The 15,996-nt window shown below is 56.1% G+C and carries 13 protein-coding genes; 5 read left to right on the top strand and 8 right to left on the bottom strand.

What is annotated here, in order from left to right:
* Positions 1 to 141: 141 nt before the first annotated feature.
* Positions 142 to 1,173 carry an isopenicillin N synthase family dioxygenase gene (locus tag ACESMB_RS12630; RefSeq protein WP_372971713.1) on the bottom strand — a complete coding sequence of 344 codons (1,032 nt, stop codon included), beginning with the start codon at positions 1,171 to 1,173 and terminating at the stop codon, positions 142 to 144.
* 498 nt (positions 1,174 to 1,671) lie between these two features.
* Here ACESMB_RS12630 and ACESMB_RS12625 point away from each other — a divergent pair, with 498 nt between their 5' ends.
* Positions 1,672 to 3,033 (top strand): amidohydrolase family protein, encoded by a 1,362-nt coding sequence (locus ACESMB_RS12625; protein ID WP_372971712.1) that lies wholly within the window; start codon positions 1,672 to 1,674, stop codon positions 3,031 to 3,033.
* Positions 3,034 to 3,087: 54 nt separating this feature from the next.
* Here ACESMB_RS12625 and ACESMB_RS12620 read toward each other — a convergent pair whose 3' ends face one another.
* Positions 3,088 to 4,182: a BMP family ABC transporter substrate-binding protein gene (locus ACESMB_RS12620; protein WP_372971711.1), complete on the bottom strand. Its 1,095-nt coding sequence runs from the start codon at positions 4,180 to 4,182 to the stop codon at positions 3,088 to 3,090.
* Between the two features lie 364 nt (positions 4,183 to 4,546).
* Between ACESMB_RS12620 and codB the strand changes: the two genes are divergently transcribed.
* The 4 genes from codB to ACESMB_RS12600 all read left to right on the top strand — a co-directional run bounded on the left by codB (position 4,547) and on the right by ACESMB_RS12600 (position 10,376).
* Positions 4,547 to 5,827, top strand: coding sequence for a cytosine permease (codB, locus tag ACESMB_RS12615; RefSeq protein ID WP_372971710.1), 1,281 nt, complete (start codon positions 4,547 to 4,549; stop codon positions 5,825 to 5,827).
* A 208-nt stretch (positions 5,828 to 6,035) separates the two neighbouring features.
* Positions 6,036 to 7,292 (top strand): cytosine deaminase, encoded by a 1,257-nt coding sequence (codA, locus tag ACESMB_RS12610; RefSeq protein WP_372971709.1) that lies wholly within the window; start codon positions 6,036 to 6,038, stop codon positions 7,290 to 7,292.
* Positions 7,293 to 8,198: 906 nt separating this feature from the next.
* Complete coding sequence (locus ACESMB_RS12605; protein ID WP_372971708.1) at positions 8,199 to 9,107, top strand: MBL fold metallo-hydrolase; 909 nt, start codon at positions 8,199 to 8,201, stop codon at positions 9,105 to 9,107.
* Between the two features lie 306 nt (positions 9,108 to 9,413).
* Positions 9,414 to 10,376, top strand: a complete 963-nt coding sequence (locus ACESMB_RS12600) for an SLAC1 anion channel family protein (RefSeq protein ID WP_372971707.1) — start codon at positions 9,414 to 9,416, stop codon at positions 10,374 to 10,376.
* An 11-nt stretch (positions 10,377 to 10,387) separates the two neighbouring features.
* On the opposite strand, the gene ACESMB_RS12595 is transcribed toward ACESMB_RS12600, so the two are convergent.
* From ACESMB_RS12595 to hemG, 6 genes are all read right to left on the bottom strand, one after another.
* Positions 10,388 to 10,990, bottom strand: coding sequence for a cytochrome b/b6 domain-containing protein (locus ACESMB_RS12595; RefSeq protein WP_372971706.1), 603 nt, complete (start codon positions 10,988 to 10,990; stop codon positions 10,388 to 10,390).
* The gene (locus ACESMB_RS12590) at positions 10,987 to 12,606 is read right to left on the bottom strand and encodes a tetrathionate reductase family octaheme c-type cytochrome (RefSeq protein WP_372971705.1); all 1,620 of its coding nucleotides are present in this window, start codon (positions 12,604 to 12,606) and stop codon (positions 10,987 to 10,989) included. Before ACESMB_RS12590 ends, ACESMB_RS12595 begins: the two co-directional genes overlap by 4 nt.
* Positions 12,607 to 12,700: 94 nt before the next feature.
* Positions 12,701 to 13,246, bottom strand: a complete 546-nt coding sequence (locus ACESMB_RS12585) for a rhodanese-like domain-containing protein (protein WP_372971704.1) — start codon at positions 13,244 to 13,246, stop codon at positions 12,701 to 12,703.
* Between the two features lie 168 nt (positions 13,247 to 13,414).
* Entirely contained in the window at positions 13,415 to 14,041 is a 627-nt protein-coding gene (locus tag ACESMB_RS12580) for a peroxiredoxin (RefSeq protein ID WP_372971703.1), read from the bottom strand.
* 165 nt (positions 14,042 to 14,206) lie between these two features.
* Entirely contained in the window at positions 14,207 to 14,608 is a 402-nt protein-coding gene (locus tag ACESMB_RS12575) for a NifB/NifX family molybdenum-iron cluster-binding protein (protein ID WP_372971702.1), read from the bottom strand.
* 5 nt (positions 14,609 to 14,613) lie between these two features.
* Positions 14,614 to 15,996, bottom strand: a 1,383-nt coding sequence (gene hemG, locus ACESMB_RS12570; RefSeq protein ID WP_372971701.1) for a protoporphyrinogen oxidase, incomplete at its 5' end; no start/stop codon positions are given.

The raw sequence follows: 15,996 nt of genomic DNA, 5'->3' as shown, positions 1-15,996 counted from the left end.
GGGCCCACAGGGGACTTGCACCCCCAAGTCATCCGGCCAGCACCACCTGTACCGGAACAGCGCCCGTCAAGGCGCTACGCGCCATGCCTGGCGCACTAATCAATAAGGGCCTCCCGCGGGAGGCCCTTTTTTGTCAGAGACTTACTCCCTGGCCTCAGCAGCCTTCTCCGCCGCATCAAAGTTCGCCTGGATCCGCTGCAGCAAGTAATCCCGGGCGGAGATGGGAGGATATTTCTGCTCCGGCCCCTGGATGATCACCTCCTTGTTGGCCTGGCAGAAAAACGCCAGGCTATAGCGGGGGCCGCTGTACTCACCCGCCCTCGGCATGCGCACCCGGTGCAGGGTGGACTTGAGACGGTCGTCGCTCCAGCGCATCAGCATGTCGCCGATGTTGCAGGTGATGCGATCTTCCTTCGGGATCACGGTGAACCATTCCCGGTTATCTCCCTTGCCTTCCGCGTCCTTGCCAGGACTGACCTGCAGGCCGCCCTGGCCTTCCTGCTGGAACACCATGGTCAGGCAATCGAAATCGGTGTGGGCGCCGGCCCGCCAGATGGATTCATCGGGCTGATGGTCTTCTGGCAGCGGTAGGTAGTGCAGCAGCCGCAGGGTGCTCTGGTAGTCTGGTTGTGCCCGATCGTGGGCCCTGGTGAAAAAGTCCCGCTCAAAGCCCAGGCGGTCGGCGAAACAGGACAGCACCTTCATGCCCAGCTGCCAGGCCCGGTATTCGAAATCCAGCATCACCCGCTGGAACTCGGGAACCAGGGTCTGGTTTGGCCACAGATCATCCATGTGTGGCAGCGTGATCTGGAAGGATTCCTTGTCGTCTGCTGTACCGGTGGACGGGCGTACCTGGGACTTGAACTCCCAGCCGGAATTGAGCCCCTTCTTCAGGGAGAAGCGCTGTTTGTCGGCCTCCGGCAGCGCGAAGAAGTTTTCCGACAGACCGAAGGCCTCGCGGATCAGGGCCAGGTCCAGACCATGATTGGACAACTGGAAAAACCCCACCTCAGTAGCGGCCTGCCAGAGCTGATCGGTGATCTCGTCCCGGCGCTTGTCAAAGTCGGTCAGGTCGATCACCGGCACGTCCCGGTCAATCTCCTTGCCCATGCCACCATAGGTGGTTTCCAGATTCAGTTCCTCAAGGGTGTATTTTTCTGCAGTAGTAGTCATCGGTGCCTCCCGGGCATCTTGGTCAACAGGGGTCAATGGGCGCCGGAAAGGTGCAGAGGGCGTGATGGAAGGGGCGTGGTCAACTGCCTGCGCCGCCAACCGCCCGCAGGCACTTCCGGTCGACGACTGAGCAATGACCCGACGCCAGCAATACGCAGACGCCTGACTGCTTCTACTCAGACTGGGCGGACCACCCCAAGGGGATGGCCCGCCTCATGACTCAAGCAGCAAGTGTGCCAGCGACTCAGCCCATTACATTCAAGGGTTTGGCTACATCCCGACCACCAGGTTGGCGCCGCCATGAAGCAGGAATCCACAGTAGTGCACTGTTCGGGTGCGAACCGGGGCCCGCCGGCCACCGAAAGCCAGACCTGACCATATGGTCAAAGTGGAAACGATCTTGCATCATCCTGGCGATAACACCACATTGACAAGAGTAGAAGCGGTTAGGGGCTGTTGCCCCGGGACATTGCTCTTTATACTGACAAGGAGCGAGCCTTGAACTACCTTATCCAGAACGCCGTTGCCATTTTCGCCGACCGAAACCCGGACGCCACCGATATCCGCGTACAGGATGGCCGTATTACCGAACTGGGCCGCAGCCTGGCGCCCTCGCCAGTGGAGCCGGAAACCGTTATCGACGCCAGCGGCTGCGTGATCTGGCCGGGGCTGGTGAACAGCCACCACCACCTGGCCCAATCCATAATGAAAGGCGTCCCCGCGGGCCTCAACCAGGGCCTGGGCGAATGGCTCAGCAGTGTGCCCTACCGCTTCTGGCCCAAGGTCACTCCGGAGCTGATGTACCACGCCGCCCGGCTGGGACTGTACGAGCTGATCCGCTCCGGTGCCAGTACCTGCGCCGACCATCACTACCTCTACCACGCCACCACCAGCCCGGAGCTGGAAGAGTCAGTCTGGCAGGCGGCGGAAGAACTGGGCGTCCGCCTGGTGCTGTGTCGCGGCAGCGCCACCGAGACCGGCTCCCATGAAGGCATGATCGAACATCGCATCAAGCCGGAAACCATCGACCAGGTGATTGACCGCCTTGATGCCACCCGAAAAAAACACCACCAGAGTGGCCCGGATGCCATGAAGAAACTCGTGGTCGCCCCCACCAGCCTGATCCACTCCAGCACACCGGACGGCTTGAAGGCCCAGGCCGGCTGGGCCCGCCAGCATGGCCTGAAAATGCACTCCCACCTGCTGGAGGTGAAATTTGACGAGATCCAGGCCCGCGAAAAATACCACCAGAACGCCATCGACTACGCAGAAGCCTGCGACTGGCTGGGGCCGGATGTATGGTATGCCCATCTGGTCCATAGCGACGACCGCGCCATCGAGCGGCTCGCCGCCACCGGCACCGGCATTGCCCACTGCCCCACCTCCAACTGTCGCTTGGGCAGCGGAATCGCCCCTGTGGTGGACATGCAAAAGGCCGGCGTGCCCATCTCGCTGGCCGTAGACGGCTCCGCCTCCGCCGAGTCCGGCTCCATGCTGCAGGAACTGAATCTGGCCTGGCTGATCCACCGGGCAGCCCACGGGCCGGATGTTACCACCCTGGAACAGGTGCTGGACTGGGGTACCCGTGGCGGGGCGAAGCTGCTGGGCCTGCAGGATACCGGGAGCCTGGCCGTGGGAATGCAGGCGGACCTGGTCCTCTACGACATCGACCAGCCCCGCTTCGCCGGCGTCCACTCGCCCCTGGTGGCACCACTGATGTGCGGCGAGCCGGTGCATGTCAGGGACAGCTTCGTTCAGGGGCGACGCATTGTGGAAGATGGCCGTGTCACCGGAGTGGATGAGCGGGAGCTGACCAGCAAGGTACAGGAAGGCGTTGCCCGAATACTGGCCCGCGCCTGAACGAAAAAAGCCGGCGGAGTTTATCCCCGCCGGCCTTCGGTATTGCCTGCCCGTTTATTCCGGCAGATTCGCCGTCATACCTTCCACATACCAGTCCATGCCCGCCAGCTCTTCTTCGGTCATGGTCTCACCTTCCGGCACCCGCAGCTCGCCGTCCTGGTCATTCAGAGGCCCGGTGAAGGGATGGAACTCACCACTGTCGATAGACTCAACTACCTCGTCCACCTTCGACCGTTGCTCGTCCGTCAGGCGGTCGCTGATGCCAACGGTCTGGATCACGTCCTCGGAAATGCCGCCCCAGTAGTCTTCTGACTTCCAGTCACCATCCATTACCGCCTGCACTGTGTCGATGTAGTACGGTGCCCAGTCATTGACCACGGACAGCAGGTGGGCATCGCCGCCAAACTCGCGCATGTCAGAAGCCTGGCCTACACCCCAGTTGTCACGCTTTTCCGCCGCCATCAACGGTGCCGGACTGTCGGTGTGCTGGACAACAACGTCAGCCCCCTGATCCATCAGGGCGTTGGCAGCATCAGCTTCCTTGGCGGGATCGAACCAGGTATTGGCCCACACCACCTTAAGTTCGATGTCCGGGTTCACTTCCTTTGCCCCCAGATAGACCGCATTGATATCACGGATCACTTCCGGAATGGGAAAGGAGGCAATATAGCCCAGAGTGTCAGACTCGGTTACCAGACCGGCAGCCACGCCGGTAACGTAACGCCCTTCATAGGTTACCGACAGATAGGTGCCCAGGTTGTCGGCGCGCTTATAGCCTGTAGCATGCAGGAATGTGGTATCCGGAAACTGCTCCGCCACCCGTGCGGTGGGATTCATGAAGCCAAAGGAGGTGGTAAAGATTACATCGTTGCCAGCCTGGGCCAGGCGGCGGATGGTGCGCTCCGCATCGGCGCCCTCGCTGACGTTCTCCACATAGGTGGTATCTACTTTGTCGCCAAAGTGCTCCTCAAGGGCCAGCCGACCCAGGTCGTGCTGGTAGCTCCAGCCATGGTCCCCGATGGGGCCTACATACACAAAGCCGACTTTCATCGGGTCTTCGGCCATGACAGACATAGACGTACTGAGTGTGGCAGCAAGTACCAGGCTCGATTTCACTTTCATGGATACTCTCCTGAGTGTTTGGATCATTCTGCGTTGTGCGTTCCAGTGGTTTACCAGAAGAAGATTCAGCAAAAAGCTGGCCAATTGCTCAGGTTTTTAAGGATCTGTTTTAAAGGGATTCTGTTTAGAAGCTAACGTGGGCATGCTATAGAAAGCACCAATTTCGGATCAGCCCGGCCTATCCAGTTACGGCCAATAATCGGCGCACCATCAGAGCAACCTTTAGCGAAAAACGCACCAGTTCGAAGCAGACCTGGCCAGTCATCACATTCCTGTTTGGGCACTTTGCACACAGGAGCTTCGCCCCGTTGACAAACAAAGCCTAAAAAGACGGCCATGGCACAATCGTTGCCAACTCCTACGTGTTTACCCACTACACGGAGAGATCGCCATGACCGAACCCACCCCGCAAGAACAGGACTACCCCCTCAGCCCCGTCCCAATGGATCAGCGCAAAAGCGTCTGGTCCATGGGACTGGTACTTTTGGGCTTCACTTTCTTCACTGCCACAATGTGGGCCGGTGGCAGTATCGGAGTCGCTTTCGATTTTTCCACCATGATCATGGTATTGACCATAGGTAACCTGCTATTGGGGGCCTATGCTGCAGGACTCGGCTACATCGCTGCGAAGACCGGCCTTAACACCGCTTTAATGAGTCGTTTCACCTTCGGAGAGATTGGCAGCAAGCTCTCGGACTTCATTCTTGGTTTCACTCAGATTGGCTGGTACGCCTGGGGCACCGCCACCATGGCTATTCTGCTGGTGGAACTGACAGGCATGCCAGAAGCCATGACCACACCGCTCATGGTGCTGTTCGGTTTCGCTTTCTGTGTCACCGCATTTATCGGGTATCGAGGCCTGGAATGGCTTTCTCGCGTGGCCGTGCCGGCCATGATCATTCTGGTCGCCGTCAGTATGACAATCTCTACCTCCGATGCCGGCGGATTGTCCGGCTTGCTGGCGATCGCGCCGACCGATGAAATGACCGTTGCTGCTGCTATCACACTGGTCTTCGGCACCTTTGTGAGTGGAGGCACCCAGGCCACTAACTGGACACGCTTCGCCAAATCCGGGAAAACGGCCGTGATCGCAACATTGCTCGCCTTTTTCCTCGGAAACGGGCTAATGACTCTTATCGGCGCCTTCGGTGCACTGGTGTATCAACAAGCAGATATCGTCGACATCATGGTCGCCCAGGGACTGACAACGCTCGGCATTCTGATGCTCTTTCTCAACCTCTGGACCACCCAGGACAACACTGTTTATAACTTCGCCGTTGCTGGCTGCAACCTGGTGCGCACCCGTCGGCGTAAAGCCGTGACCATTGCCGGAGCGGCAATTGGTACCGTTCTTGCCGTTCTAGGTATGTACGAGTGGCTGATTCCCTTCCTGATTCTGCTGGGCACGTTTATTCCACCGATCGGTGGTGTCATTATGGCCAGCTTCTTTGTCGGCTATAAGCGCCGCTACCCGGATCTGACATCAGTTACCTTGCCAGCCTTTAACTTCCCTGGGCTCGCCGCTTATGCCATCGGCTCAGCAGCCGCATATACTTCTCCATGGATCGCCCCGATCATGGGTGTCTTCGTCGCCGCTCTGAGTTACAGCATCATTCTGACCGTCAGCAAGGCAGTCAGTGAACGCAGAGCCCAGGCCATGGGAACTGTTTGAGTGACGCTGCGATGCCGGGATATACCCCTGCTCACGGGCCTAGGCACTATCAAGCTTCGGGGTGGTGAAACCGCTATAGCAAACGCTGTGCGCTGGCCGTATGTGGCGGAAAACCACTCTTCCAGCCAGACTGACCAATTCAAAACACTGCTCTCGGCTCACCTGTCATTAAAGTCAAAAATGTTCGCAAATCACCCCAGGAAACAAAATGACTGATCAACTGAACGCCATAGTGAATGCCCGCCTGCAGGGCCAGAATGGACTATACACGCTCAAGATTAACAATGGCCGCTTCTCCGGTATCTCCGCACAACAGGAATCAACCATTGCAACAGAGGATGAACTGGATGCTGGAGGCAACCTGGTTACACCAGCTTTTGTCGAGCCCCACATCCATCTGGACGCCGCCATGACTGCGGGTCAACCCCGCTGGAACAAGAGCGGCACCCTGTTTGAAGGCATTGACTGCTGGGCCGAACGCAAGACAACCCTGAGCCCGGACGATGTCATTGGCCGGGCCACTCAAACCCTGAAGCTTTTTGCGGCTCACGGCATCCAGTACGTTCGCACCCACGTGGACGTTACCGACCCGCACCTGACCGCACTTCAAGCCATGCTGACAGTTCGCGAGCAGACCTCCGGATTTGTAGATCTTCAGATTGTAGCTTTTCCACAGGAAGGCATATGGTCGTTCAAAAACGGCCGAGAGCTGATGGAGGAGGCAATCCGGCTGGGCGCCGGTGTGGTTGGCGGTATACCCCACTTTGAGCATACCCGGGACTATGGCGCGGAGTCGATTCGCTGGCTCATGGAGCTAGCCCATAAACACGATCTGCTGGTGGATGTGCATTGTGACGAAATTGACGATCCGGAATCCCGGTTCCTGGAAATTCTGGCCGCCGAGGCGCTAAAACTGGATTATGGCTCGCGAGTATCTGCCAGCCATACCTGCGCCATGGGCTCCTACAACGATGCCTATTGCAGCCGCTTGTTCCGCCTTTTGAAAAAATCCGGACTACGATTCCTTTCCATGCCTACTGAAAGTCTGCACTTGCAGGGCCGATTCGACAGCTACCCGAAGCGCCGGGGCATTACCCGTGTTCCCGAGCTGCTTGATGCCGGTCTGAAGGTCGCCTTCGGCCAGGATTCCATTCGCGACCCATGGTATCCCATGGGCAACGGGAATATGCTGCGGACCCTTGATGTGGGTTTGCATGCCTGCCATATGCTCGGAATGAGTTGGATTGAACATTCTCTTGAGCTGATCACCGAAAACGGAGCGGCTGCGCTGGACTTGGGGGAGTATGGCATTGGTGAAGGCCTTCCAGCACGATGCCTTGTACAGCAGGGCCAGACACCCTATGAAGTCCTACTCGGTCAAAGACCAGTGCTGGCTTCAGTCCGGGACGGCCGGGTTCTGGTTCGAAGAAACGCCAGCCATCCCGAGACTGGCCTGATGCTATGACAAACTGCTCCAGTGATAGGGTTGGCTTGTACAGGTAACATGCCTCTGTTGAACCCATAAGGTCGGCCGGTCGAGGCGTAACCCAAGCCATACCTCACGGAGTTCTTGTAAGTTACCAGCCCGCCGATGTCCGGATTTCGAACACTCATTTCCTAACAGTTGCGGACGAACCAATGGAGCGTAAACTACGCATCACCGAGGCCAAAAGCCGGATTGGGGCACCGATCAAATGTCCTGATCCCGGACATCCAAATCCTATCAGTCTTGTGCCCAAAATCGGTGTTAATCGGTCAAAATACTGTTTTATCGGTATTTTTTATAGTGATGAATTCTTGAGTAAGCAATTGATCATACGGATTTTTGGTCGATTAAGATCGTTTTCTAGCGGGTAGTAGCGGCGCCCTCCGGAGGCGAAGGTCTCAGGTTCGAATCCTGACGGGCGGGCCATTAATTCGGCAAATCAATGACCTATCGGTAAAGCAATCTCCTCACCTCTGTCACTCGCACCTAAGTAATCCGCAAATCTCCGGTTTGATAGATGTTCTTTGCACGGCTAAATTAAAAGCAGGAATTTTTCTCTGTTTTTGCGCTTGTGCCCAAACGGTGCCTTGGCAGTGCCCAGTCAATTTAGGCGATGCATCACCACAGCATTTAATCCAACGGCTTTCCAATAATGGCCATTACCGTCTCCGACCCTGCCTTTTTCTAAAGACAGAGGCACCGCAACCAGGGTTAACCCACCAGCAATTCAAGCTATCAACACCCTCAAAGACCTGCGACCCAGCGTTAGTAGGATTCGTTTATCACTTCCATGGAACACCTCAATTGCAAGCTTAAATCTTATAGCTATATGCTAATAACCAAATTAAGCAATCAGGCGTTTTCAACGTTGAGGAGGACGCAATTATGAGGACTTTCCAGCAATCACCTGCAAAACACACCGGCACACCCGAGGTCGCGGGTTTTTTCGATCCTCGTACTTTCAGTGTTCAGTACGTGGTCAGCGATCCGGAGACGAAGCAGTGTGCCATTATTGATCCGGTGCTGGATTACGATGAAAAATCCGGCGCAACGGCGACTCACCATGCCGACGAACTTCTGGATTACGTGCGCGAGCAGCGCTTTGAAGTGCAGTGGATCCTGGACACACACCCCCACGCCGACCACTTTTCGGCAGCCCAGTACCTGAAGGGAGAGACCGGCGCTCCTACTGCGATCGGTGGTTATGTCACCGGGGTGCAGGAGCTGTGGAAAGGCATTTACAACTGGCCCGATTTTCCCGCTGACGGCTCTCAATGGGACCACCTGTTCCGGGCCGGCGACGAGTTCCGGATTGGTAATTTGCAGGGCCGTGTGATGTTTTCGCCAGGGCATACGCTGGCCTCTGTCACCTACGTGATCGGTGATGCGGCGTTTGTGCATGACACCGTTTTCCAGCCGGATTTCGGCACCGCCCGCGCGGACTTTCCTGGCGGCGATGCCCATCAACTGTGGGATTCCATCCAGGCCATACTGGCCCTTCCGGACGAAACCCGGCTGTTCACCGGTCACGATTATATGCCCGGCGGTCGCGAGCCTGAGTGGGAAAGCACCGTTCACGAGCAGAAGCAGGCTAACAAGCATCTGGCTGAGACCTCGGAAGCCGAGTATGTGGAGCTTCGAAACACTCGTGACAGCGAGCTGCCAATGCCAAAGCTGATTCTGCATGCGCTGCAGGTGAACACCCGCGGTGGACAGCTCCCGGCGCCTGAAGCCAATGGCAAACGGTATCTGAAGATCCCGTTGGATGCGCTTGAAGGTGCTGCCTGGGAATAGTCCTGAAAACGAGGCTCACAACCCCTTTGCCGGGCCGAAAACGTCCGGCTTTTTTATGAGCTTAAGATTCATGGACCAGTTTAAGTGACTTTGTCACTGACGGCTGAATCCTGCCGAGATACGTTGGCGTTGAAGTCTTTCGATCAATCAAAGAGCCCCCCATGATCAAATTATTCAAAGCCCTTGCCGCCGCTGGCCAGATGCGGAACCCGACGACGCGTACGTTCACGTTCTGAGCGTTTTAGCCTGAGTTGCCCACTTCAAACGTGGCAAACCCAGTTAAGTTCAAAAAAAGGAGGTTAATGAATGACAAAAGTGCGGCCTTCCCGATTGCAGAATTTTCCGATTTCATGGTTCGCCGTTGTGATGGGAATGACCGGGTTTACCATCGCCTGGCACCGTGCGGAAGGCTTGCTGGGACTTCCTTGGAAGCCAAGCCCCATATTGCTCGGGCTGACCATCACCGGATTTGTTGCTCTGCTGATGCTTTATCTGGCCAAGGCTATGAAATATCCCGGCGAAGTAAAAGCGGAGTTTGCGCATCCGGTCAAACTGAACTTCTTCCCCACCATATCAATTAGTCTGATTCTGTTAAGTATTGCGCTGTTACCCTACAGTGGCGCCGTGTCACTCATTCTTTGGAGCGTTGGCGCGGCCCTTCACCTTGGCTTCACGCTCTATGTTTTGTCAGCCTGGTTACACCAGACCCACTTTGAAGTTGCCCACATCAACCCGGCCTGGTTTATCCCCATCGTGGGTAACATCCTTGTACCCATCGCAGGCGTGCAGCATGCGTCTCTGGAAATCTCCTGGTTCTTCTTCAGCATTGGCCTGGTTTTCTGGCTGGTTTTGTTAACGATCATTTTCTACCGGATGTTTTTCCATCAGCCGCTTCCGGCCAAACTCCTGCCGACTTTGTTCATTTTGATCGCGCCGCCTGCCGTGGGTTTTATTTCCTGGTTCCAGCTGGTTGGCGAAGTGAACGCCTTTGGACGGGTGCTTTACTACGTTGCGATCTTTCTCACCCTGATGCTTATTACCCAGGCCTCCAGATTCTTCCGGCTGGAGTTCTTTCTTTCCTGGTGGGCTTACTCGTTCCCGATGGCAGCCATTACGATCGCCACTTTCGTAATGTACGAGCAGCTTCAACTCGCGTTCTTCAAAGGGCTTGGTGCTTTACTTCTTGGACTGCTTACGGTGCTTATTGCAGTTCTTCTCGGCAAGACCGCCCAAGCGGTTCGGCGCAGGGCGATCTGCATTGAAGAATAGCCGCAGACTTTCTACGGGTGTTCTTCAAGCTCTTCGTAGCCGGTGACCATGGGCTTGATCAGGCTGGTGAGCTTCGGACCCATGGTTGCCATGTACACATGAGCAATGATGAAAACCAGCATGGCAAAAGCCGCTGCGGTATGAACCAATGCCACCGTCTCCAGTTCCAGCGCATTGGATAGCGTTGCGGGCCAGTCGTTGTAGCACAGGTAGAGAAGGCCGCTGAGCCAGATGACCGGTGTAATCATCAGTTTGAAAAACAGATAGGCCAGACGCTGCAGAGGATTATGCTTGGCCCGCGTGGTTTTCCGGTACGGATGCGGCTCACCGGTAAAGGTCCCGATAAGGTAGTAGCGGATCACCGCGAACAGTCCGTTCCGGGTAGGAACATACTGGCGCCACTCGCCCGTGGTGATATGCCAGAAAATGGCGAACAGCCACAGTATAATCAATGCCCAGGCGGCCAGGGTATGCAGCCGAGCCGCCTCGCCGAAACCAATCACGGAATAGCTGCCGTGAATTTCGAAGCCGGTAAACAGCAGTGTGAAGATCAACAGTGCCTGGAACCAGTGCCAGAAACGCTCGAAACGTTTGTAGATCATTACCCGGCTCATGACGGTTTCCTCCCCTTCAGCAGAATTCTTGCCAGACCGTGTAGCAGAACGCCGATCAAGGTCAGGGCCACCAACAACCAGCCAATACGATCCAGCCAGATGTTGCTGCTATGACCAGGCATATAGATGCCTGGAAGACCTGCGAGACGACTGTTCTGGGCGTGGCAGGAGGCGCAATCCAGGGCCATTTCAGCCGGTGGCACCATGTGGGTAATGGGCCAGTGCATGGTGGTTTCGATGAAGTCGTAGCTGCCGCTGAAGGGCATCCCGGACATCTCACTGCCTGCCTTGAGCGCCCTGGGCCAGCTGAAGTTACTCCATAGCGAACTGTCATCGGCACCAAACACATGGGTAGCCAGCAGGGTTTTCCGTTCGGTGTCATAAGGCTGCTTGCCCTGCATGACTTTGAACGGCCAGATGCGGGAGCCCGGATCCTCCGGACTGCCCTCAATGCGGTTGATTTCAACCGGAGAATGAGCTATGTCGAGTTTTTCATCCACCAGAGTGTATTTCACCGTGCCGTCAAACCAGGCGTAGGTTGGCACGACATTTTCGCCGTGGCGGAAGTCCCCTTTCTCGCTCAGATAGCTGGGGTGACCATGCTCGTCGTATTCGGTAATCGGCTGACCGTCATCATCCAGCCGGCCGGCGGTAGACCAGTCCCACCAAACCTTGGTGGGGACGCCGCCCCGGGCGAATTCGGGTACATGACAGGTCTGGCACGCCAGGGTGTCCACATGGTCGTTCAGCTTCTGCTGCGGGTGCGGTGAATCGCCGTGGCAGGACTGGCAGCTTGCACGGCTGAGATCAGTGTGGCCAGGGACATCAATACCCTGGGTGTCGGCGGCATTGACCTGGTAACGGCTGCCGGCCACCTCATGCCCCCAGCTGGTATGGCAATCGGCGCAGGCAAAATCGAGCCCGCCCGCGGACATGTGCACATCCAGCGAGCGTGGTGGATCCACCAGAGAGGAGTCCAGATCGCCGTGTTTCACGCCGTCTGCGCCACCGCCATAGAAGTGGCAGCTACCGCAGTTAGCCCGACCGCTCGCGCCGACATTCTGGGCAATCATTTCAAGATCCGGTGGCTGGACCATCTTGCCACTGCCCTTCGGCCATTCCCGGGGCGTGTAGGTGGGGTGCCCGGCCAGGGTGGGAAACTTCCAGTAGTCACCGGTGGTGTCGTGACACACCAGGCAGTCAACGGCGTTGTCCGCAGTAGGCGGGGGTTGCCTCATGTCTTGCCAGCCGTAGCCCACATGGCAGGAGGTGCAGCGAGGCTCGTTGGTGATCGCCATGCCACAGAAACTGTTGATAACCTTGCTCTTGCCCAGGGTCTGGTCCGTTTCCGGATGCTCGTAGGTCCAGGTCCAGTGGGTGGTTGCACGGATCTGTTCGCCCGCTTCGGTGTGGCAGCCCAGGCAGGCTTCGGTTACCTCCTGCGCATTCTCGAAAGGGCCCTGAAGTGCCTCGAATTTGCTGTGATCGGCAGTGGCGGGTGGGCGTTGGGCTCCATATACAGAAAAGCCGGAGCAAACCAATGCTCCGGCCAGCGCCACATGGGCAGAGAGCCCGCCAAAACGGTTGATGAAGCGGTTCCATGCAAAAATGTTCACGTCTCTGACTCCCTGGCCCTGTTCAAGGGCCAAAACAGTATACAAAGACTCCCTGCAAACGCGACTTCAGAGTCGGTACGGCCGACGATCGGGGTTACGGACGATAAATCTTTTCCGGATTGAGTGTCATGGACCATGGCAGGCCGTCGTTCTGCCAGCCATTCACAATTCTCATACCTTTTTTCTTGCCTTCTTTGGCACCACTGCCCTGAAAGCCGTGGTCAATGTATTTCACATTGGTGAAGCCCCGTTCCATCAGGTATTCAGCGCTCGGCTTGCCCCGGGTTGAGCCGGAGCGGCACATGGTAATAACCAGGTCATCTTTGCTAAGGCCTTTCTCTTTAAGGGCTTCTTCCACGTCTGCCGCGAACTCCGGGTTGGTGTTCATGGCAAACCGGCCCTTGTCAGCAAGAAAGTCCGAGCGATCGGCCAGTTTGAACGGGATATTCTTGTCGACAACGTCGGTAAAGCCGATAAACATGATTTCAACCGGATCTCGGACATCCACAAACAGCAGTTGGTCCCCCTGCTCCTGAACCATGTCATAGGTTTCCTGCGGGGTCAGGGAAAGTGCTTCTTCCGCCTGGGCGCTGAAGGCAATGGCGAAAGTGGCAAGCAAAGCTGTCAGTATCTGTTTCATGATGATTTCCTCCTGAATTCGGGTGGCCCCTGATCTTTCTTCAACATACGCCTGTAGGACCGCTGTTCTCAATACAAGTTATAAGCATATAAGAGTTTGCTTGACCGAGATCAAAACGCAAAAAGGGGCTGCCAAACGGCAAGCCCCTTTTTTCAACCGCGAACCCGATTAAAGCTTGGTTGTGCGGAGGTACGGACGGATTTCATTCCAGCCATTCGGGAACAAACCCTTGGCTTCCTCGTTGGAAATGGAGGGCGGGATGATCACGTCATCGCCCTTGCGCCAGTCAGCAGGCAACGCACAGCTGTTGGCGTCCCCGGTCTGAAGTGCATCGATGACCCGGAGGATCTCGTCAAAGTTACGGCCTACCGCCATCGGATAGGTCATGGTCAGACGGATCTTCTTGTTCGGGTCGATGATGAATACGCTGCGTACGGCTGCGGTTTCGCTCTCACCGGCGTGGATCATTTCATACAGCTCGGCCACTTTGTGGTCAGCGTCAGCGACGATCGGGAATTGCAGGTCGCAATTCTGGGTATCGTTGACGTCTTCAATCCACTTTACGTGCTCTTCCACGGTATCGGTGGACAGACCCAGGGGCTTCACGTTGCGGGCTTCAAATTCTTTTGCCAGTTGAGCCGTGCGGCCCATTTCCGTGGTGCAGACCGGGGTGAAGTCGGCCGGGTGGCTGAAGAAGAATACCCAGGAATCACCGGCCCACTCGTGGAAGTTTATCTGGCCGGCGGTGCTGTCGATGGTGAAGTTCGGGGCGGTAGAGCCAAGCAATAAACTCATGATGAATCTCCTGTCGGGTTTTGCTGGTGGAGGCGGGTTGCCTCTTGATGTCGGAATAACAATAACCCGTCCGGAGGGCGTTAGCCAATATAGTTATATCTATAGAACAAATAGCTTTAACGAATCAAAGAGCAACACGTGAAAAATGAGCCCATGAAAACTTATCTACGGAATATTCAGATACCTTCGAACGACCGCGTCAGGATCGTCGTCTTCGGTAGTTACACTCTCAATACCTTTTTGTTGAAGCCGCATTGCCAGCCCTGCGCCCATCCCCCTGGTGATCAAAACATCAATATCATCCAATGGGTGCGGTAGCTGCGACGAGCTCTCCCGGAATGACTGCTCTTTGGGAAGTTCGAGGAGCTCCTTTTTAGCCACCTGCCCTTCGGTAATGTGAAATATGAAGAATTTCCTGCATCGGCCGGCATGTTGGGTGACGGTTTTTCGATTCTGGCTTGTTACGGCTATTTTCATCAGATCCTCACGATTCAGGTGTTTTGAGAGTTTCAGTTCAGGAATTAATGCTGGTTGCAGAGGCTCTAAACGGCGAATCAACCCTTCCACAGATATCATCGCTCAGCAGTTATCAATCTATGCGCCATGGCAAAACCGCTATCAATGCAGTCGCCTACACTAATACCGTCCCGCCAGTTACCCATTAAATGAAGACCCTTGTAGCGTCCCGCGATGTCGTCGATCCTGGCTATGCGGCTTAAATGCCCCACCTCATATTGCGGAATGGCGTTTGCCCATCGTGCGACTTTGGTAAAGACCGGACGGCTCTGGATATCAAGCATCTGGCCCAGTTCCTCGCTGACTAAATTTACCAACTGCTGATCGGAGTTTTCGACGGCCATCGGGTTTCTGCGACCACCGATAAAGCAGGTGAAAAGCACATGTCCCTCTGGCGTCCGGTTCGGAAAAAGTGTGGAGGAGAACAAAGCTCCGAGCGTTTGCCTCTTTTCTTGACTTGGAATGAGCATTCCAAAGCCGTCGAGTGGATGTTTGATGGACTGGTCTGGGTAACCCAGCGCAACAGCAGCAAGTGGTGGATAGACAATACTGGCCAGCTCTGACCGAAGTTCAGGGCTAACCGGTTCCAGGAGTGATCCGCTGACGTGAGCCGGCGTTGCCAATACCAGCTGATGGGCAACGCGCATTTGACCCCGCTGGTCGACCACGCGCCACATTCGATCATCCTGCTCAACCTTTTCCACTCGACAGCCGGTTATCACTCTGACATTGTCGAGCCGTCCCAGCTCATCCCTGATTCCGTCAGTCAACGTGGAAAGCCCGTCCGGGAAGCTCACAATCTTGCCACGCCACTCGTCGGGGAAGCCATTTTCGCGATCCTTAATACGCTGTTTTCTGCCATTTCGCATTAGAGCGATTGCGCCTCGAAGCAGGGACCCATGATCCCGTTCCAGGCGGTGTAACCGAGGGAAGGCGGCTTGAGCTGAGAGCTTTTCTGACGATCCGGCATAAACGCCTGAGACAAAGGGATCGACAAAGTGATTAAGAATATTTTGACCGAAACGCCTTCGAACCAAAGCCGCCAGAGTTTCTTCGCTCGGCGCTACCTTTCGAAAAGGTTCACTGATCAAATGACGCCAGCCTTCGATGCCAATGAGAGGACTGCTTAACGCAGATTTCAGATCAGCCGGTAACGCAACGGGAACCCCGTCCTTGACAACATAACGTTTGCGGCTGGCCAAAGGTGGAAAAATAACTTTGTCGCTGAGATTAAGGGATCTTAGAAGCTGATGCAGTGACGGTTTGGCCATAAGTGTGTTGGGGCCGAGCTCCATCTGCCACCCCTGTTCTTTGACCGACCGGATATTCCCTCCTAGTTGCTCGTCTGCTTCAACCAGGGTCACGTTTTTTCGGCGGCGTCCAAGCGCAAGTGCCAGTGAGAGCCCCGTAATACCACCGCCAACAATCAGAACGGACTG

Origin of the sequence: Marinobacter sp., from assembly GCF_041686475.1 — a bacterium.
GTDB lineage: Bacteria > Pseudomonadota > Gammaproteobacteria > Pseudomonadales > Oleiphilaceae > Marinobacter.
The sequence above is the reverse complement of the archived record's forward strand: the minus strand, read 5'-3'. Positions and strand labels throughout refer to the sequence as shown.